This window comes from Flavobacterium hauense, assembly GCF_054457175.1.
This window is the reverse complement of record NZ_JBTKVX010000006.1, coordinates 160,846-178,858: the sequence shown is the minus strand read 5'-3', so window position 1 is coordinate 178,858 and position 18,013 is coordinate 160,846. Positions and strand designations below refer to the sequence as shown.

Annotated in this window: 16 protein-coding genes and 1 riboswitch; of the genes, 11 read left to right on the top strand and 5 right to left on the bottom strand. The window is 39.7% G+C overall.

Annotated elements, in window-relative coordinates; translation table 11 throughout:
* The first annotated feature begins 54 nt into the window (after positions 1-54).
* The 4 genes from ACX0HA_RS06060 (at position 55) to ACX0HA_RS06045 (ending at position 6,430) form a co-directional block, all read left to right on the top strand.
* Positions 55-2,547 carry a DUF5686 and carboxypeptidase-like regulatory domain-containing protein gene (locus tag ACX0HA_RS06060; protein ID WP_458844377.1) on the top strand — a complete coding sequence of 831 codons (2,493 nt, stop codon included), beginning with the start codon at positions 55-57 and terminating at the stop codon, positions 2,545-2,547.
* A gap of 94 nt (positions 2,548-2,641) precedes the next feature.
* Positions 2,642-3,244, top strand: coding sequence for a DNA-3-methyladenine glycosylase family protein (locus ACX0HA_RS06055; RefSeq protein ID WP_458844376.1), 603 nt, complete (start codon positions 2,642-2,644; stop codon positions 3,242-3,244).
* A 115-nt stretch (positions 3,245-3,359) separates the two neighbouring features.
* Positions 3,360-3,890, top strand: coding sequence for an inorganic diphosphatase (locus ACX0HA_RS06050; RefSeq protein ID WP_458844375.1), 531 nt, complete (start codon positions 3,360-3,362; stop codon positions 3,888-3,890).
* A gap of 113 nt (positions 3,891-4,003) precedes the next feature.
* A complete protein-coding gene (locus tag ACX0HA_RS06045; protein ID WP_458844374.1) occupies positions 4,004-6,430 on the top strand; it encodes a sodium-translocating pyrophosphatase in 2,427 nt (808 codons plus the stop codon).
* Between the two features lie 154 nt (positions 6,431-6,584).
* Here ACX0HA_RS06045 and ACX0HA_RS06040 read toward each other — a convergent pair whose 3' ends face one another.
* Complete coding sequence (locus ACX0HA_RS06040; RefSeq protein WP_458844373.1) at positions 6,585-7,202, bottom strand: deoxynucleoside kinase; 618 nt, start codon at positions 7,200-7,202, stop codon at positions 6,585-6,587.
* Positions 7,202-7,999, bottom strand: coding sequence for a hypothetical protein (locus ACX0HA_RS06035; RefSeq protein WP_458844372.1), 798 nt, complete (start codon positions 7,997-7,999; stop codon positions 7,202-7,204). The genes ACX0HA_RS06040 and ACX0HA_RS06035 overlap by 1 nt, the downstream gene beginning before the upstream one ends.
* A gap of 141 nt (positions 8,000-8,140) precedes the next feature.
* Here ACX0HA_RS06035 and ACX0HA_RS06030 point away from each other — a divergent pair, with 141 nt between their 5' ends.
* The 5 genes from ACX0HA_RS06030 (at position 8,141) to ACX0HA_RS06010 (ending at position 13,489) form a co-directional block, all read left to right on the top strand.
* Complete coding sequence (locus tag ACX0HA_RS06030; RefSeq protein ID WP_458844371.1) at positions 8,141-8,953, top strand: GLPGLI family protein; 813 nt, start codon at positions 8,141-8,143, stop codon at positions 8,951-8,953.
* A gap of 77 nt (positions 8,954-9,030) precedes the next feature.
* Complete coding sequence (locus tag ACX0HA_RS06025) at positions 9,031-9,924, top strand: GLPGLI family protein (protein ID WP_458844370.1); 894 nt, start codon at positions 9,031-9,033, stop codon at positions 9,922-9,924.
* An 81-nt stretch (positions 9,925-10,005) separates the two neighbouring features.
* Entirely contained in the window at positions 10,006-12,753 is a 2,748-nt protein-coding gene (locus ACX0HA_RS06020; RefSeq protein ID WP_458844369.1) for a carboxypeptidase regulatory-like domain-containing protein, read from the top strand.
* Between the two features lie 173 nt (positions 12,754-12,926).
* Complete coding sequence (locus tag ACX0HA_RS06015; protein ID WP_458844368.1) at positions 12,927-13,196, top strand: hypothetical protein; 270 nt, start codon at positions 12,927-12,929, stop codon at positions 13,194-13,196.
* Positions 13,197-13,273: 77 nt separating this feature from the next.
* Positions 13,274-13,489: a hypothetical protein gene (locus tag ACX0HA_RS06010; protein WP_458844367.1), complete on the top strand. Its 216-nt coding sequence runs from the start codon at positions 13,274-13,276 to the stop codon at positions 13,487-13,489.
* A gap of 63 nt (positions 13,490-13,552) precedes the next feature.
* Here the strand turns inward: ACX0HA_RS06010 and metK are convergent, their stop codons facing one another.
* A complete protein-coding gene (metK, locus tag ACX0HA_RS06005) occupies positions 13,553-14,803 on the bottom strand; it encodes a methionine adenosyltransferase (protein ID WP_458844366.1) in 1,251 nt (416 codons plus the stop codon).
* 727 nt (positions 14,804-15,530) lie between these two features.
* Here metK and ACX0HA_RS06000 point away from each other — a divergent pair.
* Together ACX0HA_RS06000 and ACX0HA_RS05995 are read left to right on the top strand one after the other, a co-directional pair.
* Positions 15,531-15,971, top strand: coding sequence for an OsmC family protein (locus ACX0HA_RS06000; protein ID WP_458844365.1), 441 nt, complete (start codon positions 15,531-15,533; stop codon positions 15,969-15,971).
* Between the two features lie 128 nt (positions 15,972-16,099).
* A complete protein-coding gene (locus ACX0HA_RS05995) occupies positions 16,100-16,624 on the top strand; it encodes a hypothetical protein (RefSeq protein ID WP_458844364.1) in 525 nt (174 codons plus the stop codon).
* A 58-nt stretch (positions 16,625-16,682) separates the two neighbouring features.
* On the opposite strand, the gene ACX0HA_RS05990 is transcribed toward ACX0HA_RS05995, so the two are convergent.
* Both ACX0HA_RS05990 and ACX0HA_RS05985 read right to left on the bottom strand, forming a co-directional pair.
* On the bottom strand, positions 16,683-17,213 hold the full coding sequence (locus ACX0HA_RS05990; RefSeq protein ID WP_458844363.1) for a GNAT family N-acetyltransferase: 531 nt from the start codon (positions 17,211-17,213) through the stop codon (positions 16,683-16,685).
* A gap of 14 nt (positions 17,214-17,227) precedes the next feature.
* Positions 17,228-17,683: a DUF6367 family protein gene (locus ACX0HA_RS05985; RefSeq protein WP_458844362.1), complete on the bottom strand. Its 456-nt coding sequence runs from the start codon at positions 17,681-17,683 to the stop codon at positions 17,228-17,230.
* A gap of 148 nt (positions 17,684-17,831) precedes the next feature.
* Positions 17,832-17,939: riboswitch (SAM riboswitch) on the top strand.
* Positions 17,940-18,013 lie beyond the last annotated feature (74 nt).

Genomic DNA, 18,013 nt, shown 5'->3' with positions numbered 1-18,013 from the left:
ATATTTGAAACTTCATCATACTATTTGATGAAGTTTTTTGTTTTATAGCATATCATGATTAAAAAATTACAATTTCTTTTTTGCTTTTTCCTGCTGCTTTCCGGTTCGTTATTAGCGCAGACTAAAGTGAGCGGCCTGGTGGTTGATGAAACCAATGGCCCCGTTCCTTATGCGAATGTCTTTTTTAAAGGTACAAGTGAGGGTGTAATAACGGATGAAAACGGAAAGTTTTATCTGGAGTCCAAAAACAATTATACTGATATTGTTGTTTCGTTCGTAGGTTTTGCGCCTAAAGAAGTTAACCTTGCCAAACAGGTGACTTATGGGCTTACGGTAAAATTAAATGAGGCAAATGAGCTTAAAGAGATCGTGCTGTACTCAGGAAAGACATCCAAGAAGAATAATCCTGCTATAGATATATTGCGAAAAATATGGGAACGCCGACGTAAAAATGGACTCAGGATGTTTAAGCAGTATGAGTATGATAAATATGAAAAGGTAGAATTTGACATGAATAGCATTGACAGTGCATTCATGAAAGGAAAGCTTTTTAGGGGTATGGAGTTTATCTTTAACCATGTCGATACATCCAGCGTGACAGGGAAGACCTATCTGCCGGTTTTTATAAACGAGGCGTTAAGTAATGTATATGGAGATAATGTTGCTAACAGAAAAAAAGAAATCAAGAGGGCTAATAAAACCTCAGGATTTACTGATAACCAACAGATCATTGCCTTTGTAAAAGATTTGTATGCGGACTATGATATCTATGATAATTACCTGAAATTTTTTGATAAGGATTTTGTGAGCCCGCTTTCAAGGACAGGTATAAACGTATACAATTACGTGCTGGCTGATAGTAGTTTTATAGAGAAAAAGTGGTGCTATAATATAGTGTTTTATCCAAGGCGTAAGGGCGAGCTTACTTTTAAAGGTAATTTTTGGGTAAACGATACCACTTTTGCTATCAAAAAAATTGCGATGTCGGCGAGTAAAGCAGCTAACATCAACTGGGTAAAGGATATTTATATAGAACAGGAATTCGATGTATTAAACGATTCAGTATTCCTGCTGAAACGTGACCACATGATGTCTGATTTTGCGATAAGCAAAAAAGAAGAGTCTAAAGGGGTTTACGGTAAAAGGACTACGCTTTTCAGGGATTATGTATTTGATAAAAAAAAGCCGGGAGAGTTTTATAAGGCTGACGTGAATAGTAATGATGAGGCCATATATAAAAAGAGTGATGAGTACTGGGAAGAGAACCGTTTTGAGTCGCTGAACAAGGATGAAAAGGGTATTTATAAAATGCTGGACACGCTCCAGACAGTCCCGAAATTTAAACGACTCTATAGCCTGGTTGCGACATTAGGCAGTGGTTATTATCAAATGGGTCATTTTGACTATGGCCCTATTTTCTCCAGTTTTGGCTATAATGATGTTGAAGGTATACGCTTGCGTACCGGTGGGCGAACCTACTTTGGGCAAAACGATCCGTGGAGGGTCGAGGGGTATGTGGCCTATGGATTTAAAGATAATAAATTCAAGTATGGGACATCCGGCAAATGGATGGTGAATAAAGACCAGCGTATAATACTTGCAGCAGGTAATAGGCGCGATGTTGAGCAGATAGGGGTGAGCCTTACTGCTACAAGCGATGTACTGGGCAGGAGTTTTGCATCATCATCACTTTTTGCCAGTGGAGATAACAGTAAGCTTACCAATGTGAATTTTACCACTTTCTCGGCAGAGATAGAACCTCTGAAGAATTTGGTGATAAGGGGTAGCTTTAATTATAGGACACTCGAATCGGCTTCGCCTACTTTTAGGATGGACTATTTCTTAGACCCTAATGATCATACAAAAGGTACTAAAGGCTCACTAAAACAATATGAATTTGGCGCTCTCATAGATTACACTCCGGGAAGAAGGACCATTGGCTATGGTGTAGAGCGTACGGATGTTGATCTTAATTATGCCAGGATTTACCTGAATTTCTCACAAGGACTTAAAGGTGTGATCGATAGTGATTTCGAATACAAAAAACTACAATTCTACTATCGTCAACCGGTGCTTGTAGGTGGTTTTGGAAGACTGTTTGCAACGCTGGAGGCCGGGAAGATATTTGGTGAAGTCCCACTTGGGCTTATGGGTATTGTACCGGGTAACCAGTCTTATTTTATTATTGAGAATACGTATAACCTTTTAGACTATTATGAATTTGTTGCCGATGAGTATGCGTCGCTACACTTTGAGCATAACTTTAACGGGAGACTTTTTTCAAGGATTCCGGGACTGAGAAGCCTGAATTTAAGGGAGATTGTAGGTATAAAAGGAATTTACGGAACAGTTTCGCAAGGCAACAGAGATCTTAATGCTTCGAGTATCATTTATCGTGCGCCTGAAAATTTATATTGGGAGTACCATGCCGGTATAGGTAACATATTTAAGGTATTCAGGATAGATTTCGCATGGAGAGGCAGCTATCTTGATGTTCCCGGAGCTAATAAATTTGCTGTAAAAGGAGTGTTTGGATTCCATTTTTAAACTCTTTAGTAGTTCTTATTTATCCTGCTAAGCGCGGTTCCTGCGTTGAAAAATGATGTTTCAGGAAATAACAGTTTTTTTATTTTAAATAAATATGGATACTACTATTCCGTTGCTCATAGAGAAGGACAATATATTCTCAACTATCATCGATAAATATGGACTGCCTCAGTTTATAATGAGGTCGCCGGGATTTGAGAGTTTGTCTAAAACCATACTGGAACAACAGGTTTCTCTTGATTCTGCAAAGGCATCATTCAATAAGCTTAAAACACTGATCGTAGATTTTACTCCTGAAAACTGTATTGAGGTGTCAGAGCAGGAATTCCGTGAATGTGGGATAAGTCGACAGAAAACTGCCTATTTGAGAGGCTTGGCCGAAGCTGTAATTGACAAACGTATCGATATTGAGGGTTTGGCACAGAAACACCCTGACGAGGTAAGAAGGGAGCTGATTCAGTTAAAAGGTATTGGAAACTGGACGGTGGATGTCTATCTGATGTTTAGCCTGCAATCTCCTGATATATTGCCCCTGGGCGATATTGGCATACTTTCAGCGATTAGAGATTTGTGGGGACTTACGGATATGAATGAGGTAATTGCACATACCGAACACTGGAAACCCTATCGTACTACTGCTGCATTTTTCTTATGGCATTATTATCTTGAAAAGAGAGGACGGAAATTTCCGCATTAAATTTTTGTAAACTCCTTGTTTTTACTGTCTTTTTTAATAGGGTAAAGCTTTGCATAACAGTATTTTTATAGTACTTTTGCACCCGCTTAAATACCAATATAAAGATTTAGTAAAGATGACAGCAGCAAGATTAAAGACGTTCGACGTGCTTATAGAAATCCCAAAAGGGAGCAGGAACAAATATGAATATGATTTTCAATTAAAGAAAATACGTTATGACAGAATGTTATTCTCGTCTATGATGTATCCTGCTGATTATGGTTTTATTCCTGAAACATTAGCTCTTGACGGCGATCCGCTAGATGTATTGGTACTGGTTACCGAGCCTACTTTCCCGGGTTGTGTGATGGAAGTGAAACCGATTGGTGTATTCCACATGGCAGATGAGAAAGGTCCGGATGAGAAAATTATCTGTGTACCGGTATCTGACCCAATATGGAACAAACTGAGCGACCTTAGCGAAATAAATCCTCACTTAGTAAAGGAAATCGAACACTTCTTCCAGGTTTATAAAGACCTTGAAAACAAGAAAGTTGATGTAGGTGGATGGGGCGATGCTTCTGAAGCACGTGAAATCATTGATCTTTGTGTAGATCGTTTTGAAGCTATCGAAAACAAACCGGAAGAGTTGTTCAGCATCAGATAAGAACTACCTGTAATATATTATCAAAAAAAGCAATATTCTGTTAAAGGATGTTGCTTTTTTTAGTTTGGTTTTTGTTACATTTACAATATTAACAACAAACCAAAACTTTATTTATGGATTCAATAATGATTTACGTGCCCATCATTATGGCCGTGCTGGGATTGCTTTTTATGGCAGCCAAGAGGTCATGGGTTTTAAAACAGGATGCCGGAGATGGAAAGATGAAAGAAATTTCAGATTACATCTATGAAGGTGCTCTGGCCTTCCTGAAAGCTGAATACAGGTTACTTACATTTTTTGTTATTATAGCGAGTGTGGCACTCGCGGGCATAACATTCCTGCCGGGAGCAAAAACGCACCTGCTTATTGTTATCGCTTTTATCTTTGGAGCTATATTCTCTGCACTTGCGGGAAATATGGGGATGAAGATAGCCACTAAAACCAATGTGCGTACTACACAGGCAGCACGCACCAGCCTGCCACAGGCACTAAAGGTGTCTTTTAGCGGAGGAACAGTAATGGGACTTGGTGTTGCCGGTTTGGCCGTTTTAGGGCTTACCGGTTTTTTTATATTTTTTTTCCACTATTTCATGAATGGTGTATGGACAAGTTCTGCTGATATGACCATGGTATTGGAAACTCTTGCCGGTTTTTCACTGGGTGCTGAATCTATTGCATTGTTCGCCCGTGTAGGCGGTGGTATTTATACCAAAGCTGCCGATGTGGGTGCCGACCTTGTAGGTAAGGTAGAAGCGGGTATCCCTGAAGATGATCCACGTAACCCTGCTACAATTGCCGATAACGTAGGCGATAACGTAGGTGACGTTGCCGGTATGGGTGCCGACCTTTTTGGGTCGTATGTGGCAACTGTGCTTGCAGCTATGGTATTAGGTAACTATGTACTTAGAGATATACTTGTTGCCAATCCTTCGTTTACGGATGCTTTTGGAGGTATAGGGCCAATACTACTGCCAATGGCTATTGCCGGTTTTGGTATACTATTCTCTATAATTGGAACTACACTGGTTAAGATAAAAGATAATAATGCGAAAGAAGCGCAGGTACAGGGTGCCCTTAACGTAGGTAACTGGGTATCTATAGTGCTGGTAGCTGTTTCATGCTACTTTCTGGTAAAATATATGCTTCCCGATACCATGACTATGGAGTTTTATGGAGAAGGAGCAAAAGAAATATCATCATTAAGGGTATTTGGTGCCTGTATCGTAGGATTGTTCGTTGGCGGTGTTATTTCATCGGTTACGGAATATTATACAGGGCTTGGTAAAAAACCTATCCTTGCTATTGTACAAAAATCAAGCACAGGTGCCGGAACAAATATTATTGCGGGCCTTGCTACAGGTATGATCTCTACATTCCCAACTGTACTGCTGTTTGCGGGTGCCATTTGGGGTTCTTATGCTCTTGCAGGCTTTTATGGTGTAGCCTTGGCTGCATCGGCTATGATGGCTACAACTGCAATGCAGCTGGCTATTGATGCATTTGGGCCAATATCGGATAACGCAGGTGGTATCGCCGAGATGAGCGAACTGCCGAAAGAGGTGCGTACACGTACCGATATTTTAGACTCGGTTGGTAATACTACCGCAGCAACAGGAAAAGGTTTTGCAATTGCCTCTGCTGCGCTTACATCACTGGCTTTATTTGCAGCTTATGTAACCTTTACGGGTATAGACGGTATCAATATATTTAAAGCCCCTGTATTGGCAATGCTTTTCGTTGGAGGTATGGTTCCTGTGGTGTTCTCGGCATTAGCGATGAACTCTGTAGGTAAAGCGGCAATGGATATGGTATATGAGGTAAGAAGGCAGTTCCGTGAGATACCGGGAATTATGGAAGGTACAGGCAAACCTGAATATGGTAAATGCGTTGAAATCTCGACTAAAGCTGCCTTAAGGGAAATGATGCTGCCGGGAATACTTACTATTGGTTTCCCAATTGCGATAGCCTTATTAGGTATGCTAATATATCCTGACAACAATCAGCTTGTAGCTGAAATGCTGGGAGGCTATATGGCCGGTGTAACAGTATCGGGTGTCCTTTGGGCTGTGTTCCAGAATAACGCCGGAGGTGCATGGGACAATGCGAAGAAATCTTTTGAAGCCGGTGTAATGATCAACGGTGAAATGACCTATAAAGGCTCTGATGCTCACAAAGCGGCTGTAACAGGCGATACCGTAGGGGATCCGTTTAAAGATACATCCGGTCCATCTATGAACATTCTTATTAAGCTTACTTGTCTTATTGGGCTTGTAATTGCTCCGATATTGGGTAGCCATACCGAGGGTGCCGAAATTACAAATATTCAGTCGGCAACGGTTATAGAGCAGCCGGTCCTGACAGGGCAGGAGTCTGAAACAGAGATATCTATTGATCGTCAGAAGAATTCCGATGGAAAAGTAACTGCTACTGTAACCATTTCTACTAAAACCAGCAGCGAAGAGGTGAAAACGGATCAAAAAACTTTTGAAGGTTCCGAGGAAGAAGTAAATGCTCAAATCGAGGCACTGAAAAAGAAGTAATATATATTCTATACTATAATGAAAAGAGGTTGTCTAAATTTTAGACAACCTCTTTCTGTTTTGATATAAACTAAAATTTGACTCTGGTTTTAGTAGATGTAGCACTGCTGCGTCTGTACAATAAAAGCGTAAGTGAAATTCGTGAATTGTATTTTTATAAAAATAATCCGTTCAGTTCGGCATTGATCTTATTGATTATTTCTCCAAGGTCTTCAGGACTGTCTACAAAATTATTTTTGTCCACATCGATGATAAGGAGCTTACCTTTATCGTAATTCTGAATCCATGCTTCATAGCGTTCATTCAGTCGGCTAAGGTATTCGATAGAAATAGTATTCTCGTAATCACGTCCCCTCTTATGGATCTGTTTTACCAGATTAGGGATAGAACTGCGCAGGTAGATAAGCAGGTCCGGTGGGCCTACAAAGCTTTCCATCATGTCAAACAGTGCCTTATAGTTATTATAGTCACGGTTTGCCATCAGACCCATGGCATGAAGATTCGGTGCGAAAATATGAGAATCTTCATAAATGGTCCTGTCTTGTATAGTATTCTTTCCGCTTTGACGAATCTGCATCACCTGGCTGAATCGGGTGTTAAGGAAATATACCTGAAGGTTGAACGACCAACGTTCCATCTGGTGGTAAAAATCGTCAAGATAAGGGTTATCTACTACGTCTTCATAATGAGGTTCCCATTTAAAATGTTTGGATAACAAACCTGTAAGGGTTGTTTTTCCGGCACCTATGTTTCCTGCTACGGCTATATGCATTATTTGGGTAATGTTATTTTATATGTGTTGATTTCAGAGTCTGTAAAAATAGTTAAAATTTGGGCTGCGTAATGAAAATTACGGAAGCTTTTTTCGGCTATTGCAATTGGCGTTTGGGTTTGTTTTTCAAGGTTGTAGAAATACAGGTTGCTGTCTTTTTGCAGTATAAGCTCGTTGGTTGACAGTATCTGCACTTTATCATAGTCGGGTACAGAACCAAGTGTGCCTACCTTGCCAAAGATATTTACCATAAAACACTTGTGGGCGCTATCAATCCAATAAAAATAATTGTAATCGTTCTGGTAATATTTTATGCTGCCGCTGAATGGCGGGGTGATTGTTTTAAAATTTCCCTGTGCTAAATCATACAGCCCCAGCTGCTGGGTGGTCATGTCATAGAGCCAGAGTTTGTTTTGTGAGGCCAGGCCTGCGGCTTCGGCAATGAGGGGCTGGGGCAGGTCGGAGAAGTTAATTCGCGATGTTTCGTTTAACTGGTTGTCAAGTAATATTACACTGTTAAACTTCTTGTAAAACAGTACTATCTGTAACGGATTCTGGATGTCGGCCCTGTATATTTCGCCCAGAGACACGCTTCGGTACTTAAAAGTTTTTCCTTCTTTCTGTTTTTGTAATTCATTGTCAACAATAATGTATTCCCATCCAAAGCCATCCATGCCAACAAATTGCTGTTTTACGGATTTTGCATTGGATAGAAGTCTTACAGGTATACTGCCTGTATCCTGGGCATTCATGGTTATTGCTAAAAGCAGAAAGAAGATAACAGCTATTTTTTTCATTAGTCGAAATGTACAAAAATTAGCTAAAATGGCAATTGTTTATCGCGTTAACATTCGTTAACATTAAATAAAACTCGATAACAGCTATTGCTGAATCATACTGCTACTTTAGCCCTGTTAAATAATTTAAAAAACTAAAGTATGAACAAAGTACTATTAACATCGGCACTGCTACTATGTGCAGTCGTAGGAGCCCTGGCGCAGGAATTCAGAGGCCTTGCCATTTATGAATCACAAATCACCCTTCCTAAAGGTGAAGCAGGGCTGGAGGTTGCAGATGCGGATCCCGAGATGGACAAACTTCTGCAGGAAGCATTGGCAGGAGCTCTGCATAGTAGCTATACGCTGAATTTTGATAAAACCACATCGGTATATGAACAGGAAGTGAAAATCAATCCAAAAGATCAGATCACAGCTGTAACTGTCAGCGTTGGAGAAAGCGGTGGGATTGAATACAAAAACATTAAGGAAAAGAAAACGGTAATTGAAACCATACTTTTTGATAAAGAATTCCTGATAGTTGACAATCTTGAGAATTTTGACTGGAAACTGGAAAAGGAAACAAAGAAAATAGGCAGCTATACCTGTTATAAAGCAATCGCTATAAGAAAAAATACGGCAGAACCTGAAATGAAAGATAATGACAAAACGGTTTTCCTTACAGGTTCTAAGGACGAGCAGAAGATAACCGCATGGTATGCTCCTGAAATTCCTGTTGGGAACGGGCCGGCCGGTTATTGGGGATTACCGGGGCTAATTCTGGAAGTGAACGATGGAATGACATCATTGTTGTGTTCTAAACTGGTGTTGAGCCCAAAAGAAAGGAAAGTGATAAAAGCTCCTAAGAAAGGGAAAAAGGTAACGCGTGCTGAATACATTAAAATAGAGGAAGAAAAAGCCAAAGAGCTGGAGCAGATGGGAGATGGCGGAACCATCATGATTATGGGAGGCTAATAACTTTAAAAAAATACTACAATTTGCGGTAACAAAAGGGCGTCGAAATAGTCTTACTCTTAAAGACATATCATATCATGAAAAAAATAACATTTTCCTTTTTTATAGCAGTAATCTCAACACTTACAATACAGGCCCAGAATTTTCAGGGAATGGCAGTTTATGAGTCTAAAACCAGCCTTGGTGATAAAATGCCAAAGTTAGATAGTAAAGAAATCACGCCGGAGATGCAGAAGATGATCGAAGACAGGATGAAAGCAATGTTTGAAAAGACATTTGTTCTGAATTTTGACAAAACTGCATCGATCTATGCCGAAGAAGAAAAGCTTGATGCCGGCGATGAGATGAGCAGGGGTTTTAAAATGATGGGCTCGATGATGGGCGGCGGTGGAAAACAGTACAAGAATATCAAAGATAAAACGATACTCCAGGAGAAAGATATCTTCGGAAAGGAGTTCCTCGTTACCGATACGCTTGCGCAGATAAAATGGAAAATGGAAACCGAAACAAAAAAGATTGGTAATTATACCTGTTATAAAGCGACCGCTGTAGTACCTACGGATAAATCGAACCTGATGAATTATCGTCCTAAAAAAGGTGCTGAAGAAGAGGTTAAGAAGAAAAGCGAGGAAGAAATGAAATCGACCAACTTTATGGATATGATCGAGATGCCAAAGGATAAAACCATTACCGCATGGTATACCCCTGAAGTGCCGGTTAGCCAGGGGCCTGAAAATTACTACGGACTTCCGGGACTTATCCTGGAAGTGACAGACGGTACAACTACCATACTTTGCTCTAAAGTGGTTATAAATCCTAAAGACAAAGCGGAGATAAAACCCCTAACAAAGGGTCAGAAAGTAACCCAAGCTGAATATGCCGAGATCATGATGAAAAAAATGAAGGAAATGCAGGAGATGTATGGTCCGCGTGGGGGCAAAGGTGGCGCTACAATAAGGATTGGAGGGTAATCTAACTTTTGTTGTTATTGATATTTTTCATTTTGGATGGGCGTAGCCATGTCCAAAACACTAACCAAAACACATCATTAAATGAACAAATTACTTGTTGCAATGCTACTGCTGTTTGCAGGTTCGGCATTTGCGCAGAATATTCGTATGCAGGGAACCGTAAAGGATTCTACAGGGATTGCGCTTGAAATGGCTAATGTTATGGCTGTAAACAAAGCTACCAATAGTATGGATTCTTATGGGATAACTGATGATGCGGGGAGATACCAGTTGTCGCTATCGGCGAATGCCACTTACATCATAAAAGCCAGCTATATAGGTTTTGCACCATTTGAGCTTACGGTAACGACCGGTAATGAAAACATGGTTAAAAATATCGTGCTGAAACAGGGTATAGAACTGGCTGGTGTTGAGATCGTTCACGAAATGCCTGTGACCATTAAAGGTGATACGATTGTTTACAATTCGGACTCTTTTACCAACGGCAGCGAGCGAAAACTGGGAGATGTACTCAAGAAATTGCCGGGCGTTATTGTTGATAAAGACGGTGGGGTAACTGTAGAGGGTAAAGCTGTTTCTAAACTGATGGTAGAAGGTAAGGATTTCTTTGATGGCGATACCAAACTGGGTGTGCAAAATATTCCTGCAGATGCTGTTAGTAAAGTTGAGGTTTTACGTAATTATAACGAAGTGAGCCAACTTTCGGGCGTAGAGAACAGCCAGGATAATGTGGCAATGAACATTAAGCTGAAAGAAGGCAAAAAGAATTTTTGGTTTGGTGATTTAAGTGCGGGCGCGAGCATTGGCGATGGAGATCGTTATATCGTTAACCCCAAGCTGTTTTACTACAATCCTAAGTTTAGTTTTAATTTTATAGGAAACCTGAACAATACCGGAGAACTTCCGCTGACCATGCAGGATTACTTTAAATTTAGCGGTGGATTCCGTAATATGATGAAAAAAGGCGGGACAAACTTTAATGTAGGTTCAAATGATTTAGGGATGTCTATAATGCGTAATAACAGGGCAAAAGAGATTGAAACTAAATTTGGAGCAGCCAATTTCAGTTATAATCCAACAAAAGCCTGGACGCTTAGTGGTTTTGCAATCATCAATTCCAATAAGACTGAAATGGAAACACTGACGCGTAATACTCTTCTTGATCCCATTACCGGAGAGGCGCAAACTATTCAGGAAACCTACGAAACTACGGAGCAAAAAACAGATTATGCCATGGCAAAACTGAGTTCGAGTTATAAGCCGGGTAAAAACTTCCAGTTTGATTATGATGGTTTTGCGAAAATATCAGATCAGGACGAAAATACGGGATTACTTTCTTCTGTTATGCCGGAAACAGAACAAAATCAGGCAATTTACACGGAAAAGAAGCAAAAACCATTTTCGTTCAGCCAGAATGCGAATTTTTACTATACGTTGAACGATAAGAATATTTTTGCTTTTGAGGCGCAGCATTTGTATCAGGAGGAAGATCCTCTTTACAATGTAAACCTGGGAAATAACCCGTTTCCTTCAGGCGCAGGAGGAGCATCTTCGGGACTTGTGCTTGAGCCGGCAAGTCGTTACGATCTGACTCAGAACCGTTACATAAAAACGAATAAAGCCGATGCAAAACTCGACTATTATTATACGCTTACGCCAAAAAGCAATATCAACCTTACACTGGGTAATACCTATTCTTTTCAGGGCTTTAACTCGTCACTGTTCCAACTTTTGGATGATAATACAAAAAACGATTTGGGAGCAGGCACGACAAACAATGTAAAGTATGTCTTCAACGATGCTTTCCTGGCAGTGCATTACAGATTTTTAACGGGTAAGTTTGAGTTTAATCCGGGAGTGAGTGTGCATAGCTATTCTATGTATAATGAGCAGTTAGGCTCAAGGGTTGATAATAATTTTTTCAGGGTATTACCCGATGTGTTTGCTCAGTTCCAGATTAAAAAATCAGAGAGGCTTGTTTATGAGTATACCATGACAACTGATTTTACAGATGTATCTGATTTTGCCAAAGGACTGGTGCTGAACAGCTATAAATCATTGTTTCAGGGAAACCGTGATCTGAAGAACGGACTGTATCAGAATCATAAGCTGAACTATTTTAAATACAATATGTTCAACTTTACGCAGATTTATGGTAATATATCATACACTCACAGGATGGATGCCATAAAAAGCCTTTCTGCCTTTAACGGTATAAACCAGATAAGTACTGTTGAAAACTCACATTATGCAGATGAATCATTAACAGCTTACGCCGGCTATAACAGGAGTTTTGCACGTTTCTATAAAGCAGCGTTCAATGCAAGCGTTTCATGGAATAAATTTAACAACTTCAGGTACGATCCGGCCAATGGGGGAGATGTAACAATTGCTAATTCGATAAGACAGGTAAGTGAACAGGTTTCACAAAGCTACACAACAAGCGTAGGCACAAATTATAAGGAATGGCCAAATCTGGAATTAGGATATTCATTGACCCTGAATGATTATGCCGACAATAAATTTTATAATCACAGTCCTTTTGTAAATCTTGATTATTTCTTCTGGGATGCGTTTACGGTTACTGCAAACTATGAATATACCCATTATTACAACGATACGAAAACATCTGATAATGAGTATGATTTTTTGAGTGCTGATGTAATGTACCGCCAAAAAGATAGCCATTGGGAATTTAAAGTTGGCGGTACTAACTTGTTAAATACCACTTCTTTAAATGATGATAGCTTTAGTCAGATATCTACACGAACATCCCGTTACAGAGTCCAGCCGAGGTATTTATTGCTTACTATCAAATACAATTTATAAGTATAATCTTATCAAAAAGCTGTCAGTTGACAGCTTTTTTTGTATTTGGTCTATATATCTTAATATGTAAGATAAATTCCTGGCTTAATTTTTACTTTTGGATTTGTCCGTTTTTGGATGCGCGGCTTTCAGAACACGCTTTCTGATGCCGAATGTAATAATTTAGGCAGGTTATGGATAAGTTTATTAAGAGTGTACCACTAATAATTACCATAGGCCTATTGGCTACAGTATGGAAAATAGGCGATGCAGAGTACAGCAATATAACTGCGGCTGTTTTTTGCGCTGCAGCAGTTATGATGTTTATTTCTTTAGCGTACATAATCCTGGATCATTTTAAGCAAAGGCTAATACGGCCAGGATACTACATATGCCTGATGCTTATGGCCGGACTTGTTACATTTGCCATACTTTATGCCAGCCTGGAATATTTTTATTCCTAACAGCTGTAATAAGTATATTTTATATTAAATAGGTTTATCGATAGATAAACGCTATATTTATGACTAAATATACAATCATGGTAACAGACTTACAGTCTAAGAAAGCAAGTTTTAACTCACTTGCGTTTCAAATAAGAGTTGATAATTTAGATTTTTTCAGAGGCAAAACGCTTTCAAAAGTGTTTTCAATAACAACCTCTGAAGGAAAGTCAGAACTTGTTTTCTCTAAAATCGAAATTCCGATGGAAATTAAAGGGAAACTAAGCGCGGCATTTAAAAGTGTCTTCGAATAGTTTAGGCATATAAAAAGAAAGACCCCACATTGTGGGGTCTTTTGTATTTAATAGCATAACAGATTAGATTCCGAAAGCAGCTTTTACTTTTTCTACATAGTCAAGTTTTTCCCATGTAAACAGCTCTACTGTTACTTCTTTTACATCACCGCTTGGCGACCTGAAGGTTTTGGTAACAGTTTCTGGCTTGCGGCCCATGTGTCCGTAGGCAGCAGTTTCGCTGTAAATAGGATTTCTAAGCTTCAGGCGCTGCTCAATAAAGTAAGGACGCATATCGAATAGCTCCTCTACTTTTTTAGCGATCTCGCCATCAGCAAGGTTTAGCTTAGATGTTCCGTAAGTATTGATGTAAATACCCATTGGTTTTGCAACACCGATAGCATAAGATACCTGTACAAGTATTTCATCTGCCACACCTGCAGCAACAAGGTTTTTAGCGATGTGACGTGTAGCATAGGCAGCACTGCGGTCTACTTTACTCGGGTCTTTTCCTGAGAAAGCACCACCACCGTGAGCTCCCTTACCACCGTAAGTATCTACAATGATCTTTCTTCCTGTAAGTCCGGTATCACCGTGAGGCCCACCGATAACAAATTTACCTGTAGGGTTTATGTGGTACTCGATCTTATCATTGAAAAGATGCGCATAGGCTGGGTTGTTTTTGATTACCCTTGGTATAAGTATCTCGATAATATCCTTCTTGATTTTGGCAAGCATGGCAGGCTCTTCAGCAAAGTCATCGTGCTGAGTAGAGATAACGATAGCATCAATACGCACAGGCTTATTGTTGTTGTCATACTCTAGCGTAACCTGGCTTTTAGCATCCGGGCGCAGGTAATCAATTTCTTTGTTTTCGCGACGTAGCTCAGCAAGCTCCTGAAGCAGTTTATGTGACAGGTTAAGTGCCAAAGGCATAAAGTCTTCGGTTTCGTTTGTAGCATAGCCAAACATCATACCCTGGTCGCCGGCGCCCTGCTCTTCTTTGCTGGCTCTGTCTACACCCTGGTTGATGTCCTGTGACTGCTCGTGGATAGCACTAAGCACGCCACAAGAGTTTGCTTCAAACATATATTCGCTCTTTGTATAGCCAATTTTACGGATAACATCGCGTGCTATCTGCTGTACATCAAGATATATTTTAGATTTTACTTCACCTGCAAGGATAACCTGTCCTGTAGTAACAAGAGTTTCGCAGGCAACTTTAGACTCGGGGTCGAAAGCTAAGAAGTTGTCAATTAGCGCATCTGAAATCTGGTCAGCAATTTTATCAGGATGCCCTTCGCTCACTGATTCTGACGTAAATAAATAAGCCATAGTATTCTCTATAATTTTAGTAGAGTAAAGAGATTGCGGTGGAGCTAAAAGGAGGGGATTCCTGCTTTAGCATTTTTTAATGAGGTCGCAATCAGTCAAATCTTTCCTCTCAATTTTTATGGGACAAAGGTATAAAACCTTATTGAAATAAAAAAAACAGATTCCGGATTTAATTTTTAAGGTATTATGTTGTTGGAGTAACATGAAGTGAGAAGCCCGAAACAGATGAAATGTTAAAATTTATAGCCGATCTGAAAAGTTTAAATATATAATATTTAATATACTGCCGGCGAAAACGTTATCTGTTAAATTTAAAATTTTGTTTGGTCACGTGAAAAATTGTGTCGAAGTTTGTGAAATCAAAACTGAATAAAAAATGAAATCAATTATTTGTCATACGTACTTCTGCATGTGGAATTGTTCCGCAGGGGTAGCTGTTGACTAATTTTAGATTTTAAAATTATATAACATCGAAGCCCCTGCACAACCGCAGGGGCTTTTTTATTTCAACATTTTTAAAAAATACAATGACAGCATCAAATCATATATTCAACCATTTTTACTGCACGTTTAATACATGCACATGGTGTATTATGCGACGATGTTGCCAAAAGAATATGACATAAATCTTAGTTTTCAAATTCAAGTGTCAGGTCCTTTTGGTTTTCCCAGCCAAAAGGGCCTTTTTTATTTTAATCATCTTTCAACAACCATAATTTTTTTACCCATGAATGCAAATATCATCAACGTTTTAGGTTACTCCGGTAACAACAGCCAGTTTGTCGTAAAGACATTAAACGCCAACCTTCGCATTAGCGAAAATGCTAAATATCCTGAATTAGAAGGGCCAAACCCTTACGAATATATACTCGCAGGCTTTGCAGGCTGCATCAACGCACTTGGCCAGCAGGTTGCTGCTGAACAGGGTATAACCCTGAAATCTTTACAGATCGAAATCACCGGAAACCTGAACCAGCCCAAGACTAATGGTAAAAGCAGACCGGGTTTCAATAACATTGAAATTACGCTAAAGCCTGCCGCAGCCACTACACTGGAAGCCCTGCAGGGCTGGCTGAAAGAAGTGCAGCGACGCAGCCCGGTCTATGACAACCTGGTGAACAATACCCCGGTTGATGTCACGCTGTTCAAGGAGTATTCGTATAATTAATTACAATATAATTCAGGCTAACCTGAATGTGAACCATAAGTTTTGTTATAAGTTGTTTTTTGTTTGTTTGTTAAGAACACGGCCTTTAGATGGGCTAAAGGCCGTTTCTTTTTTTAAAATTTAATCTCATGACCCAAAGAATAAACATAGTGCTTTTCGGAATCGGTAAGACCGGGAGTGCGCTCATCAATAAGGCGGTAAAAAGCCGCAAAGATTTAGTACTGGATGAACAGATAGACCTGAGGTTTCCTGTGATTACCAACTCAACAGTGGCTTTCTTTGAAAAAGAAGGTGCAAAATACTCATGGGAGGCCAATTTTATACAGTTTGGCGTGCCCTTTAAGCTGGATCACGTGGTTGATTATGTGCAGAATAATAAGCTGCATAATCTTGTAGCGGTAGATGCTACCGGCAGTGCCGAGTTTGTGAGGGAATATGCCGGATTGGTAAAAAGTGGCTTTAACGTGGTTTCTATTAATGAAGCAGTTATTGGCCTTCATCCTGATTTTGAAAAAGAGGTAACACGTACCGCTATAAACCGTGGACTCGATTATAATTTCATTGATCTGCCAAAAGGCAACGATAAGGCAGCTGCCAATGAGCTTTTTGAAGCCATACTGGCGATTGCCCAAAAAACAAAGGCTGTTGCATAAGGTAGCCTGTTAGGTTGGTTTGTTTGTTAAAAAGACAGGTTTGCAAGGCCTGTCTTTTTTATTTTGAGATGGAATAGATTACGTTATGCGGAAAACCCTCATCAACTTCGCCTTCATTCCAGATGAAGCCATTCTTTTTAAGCAGGTGTAATGAATTATTGTTTTCACGATGGGTGTAGGCTGTAATGGTTTTTAGCTTGAGTTCTGAGAAACCATATTCCATAATGCATTGCAATGCCTCACTCATATAGCCTTTGCCATGATAAGCGGGAGATAGTTCATAACCCGTTTCGGCAATTGTTCTATCTTCAGAGAAATTCCAAAGGCAGATGTGTCCGGTAAAAGCACCCGAATCTTTAAGTGTAATGGCCCAATTGATGCTCAGTCCTGTATCTACATTATTGTTTATGCGTTCGATCCATGCCTGTGCTTGGGCAATATCGGTGACTGGAGCCCTTGCAATGTATTTGTTTACAATCGGGCTGGAACGCTGCAGATATATGGCCTGATCATCATCCATTGATATTTTTCTAAGGATGAGTCTTTCGGTGGTTAGGATAGGGAAGGGATTGAAGCGAGATGCGTCCATTAGTAATAGGCAACTTAGTTCTTATTATTAACAACTTTAAAAACAAAAATCTTCGCTTTACTAGGCAAATAATCCAAAGGTGCTAAAAAAGAAGCAGCATTTTCATTGGCTACTGCTTCAAGTGTTTTATCAGCAGGCAGTTTTACAACTGCTTTAGCAATGTTTAGAGCCGTTGTCATTCCGTTAGCATTATCATTAAACGCCTGCTTGTCATGTTTCACGCCGTTTACATGCCAGGTGATACGGGCTGATTTTGTATTTACATGTTTTTGCCTGCCAATATGAAGCTGTAGTTGTCCGGCATCAGCATTTGATTTTTCAACCCTCTTCCAGTAATCCAGTATTTTACTGTCCTGCCATTTGCCTTCTTCTGTGTTTTCTATTTCGCTGTCATTTCCAATAACAATTATATGGAATTGGTTTCTGTCTTCGGCACGTGATTGATTTAAAAGGGATTTGAAATTTTTCATTGTGTAGTGTATAATTATCTGCACAGGCTGTATGCGTGCGCATTTGGTACAAGTGTACGAATTAAGTGCCACATCATCATCCTGATAAACAAAATTTGCAAACCACAAATTTATGTTGTTTCTTTGCACTGTTCTTTAACACACTGATATGTTATCACGAAAGGCAGAGGGAATAGACCCGATGAAGCCTTAGCAACCCTTTATTCTTTAAAGAAGGTGCTAAATTCTACCAAGCTACAGCGCGGATAGATAACTCAAGTAATATTGCTCCCGGCAATATTTCCACTCCCAATTTTGATGACATACTTTTTAATCGTTAGGTAATCCCTG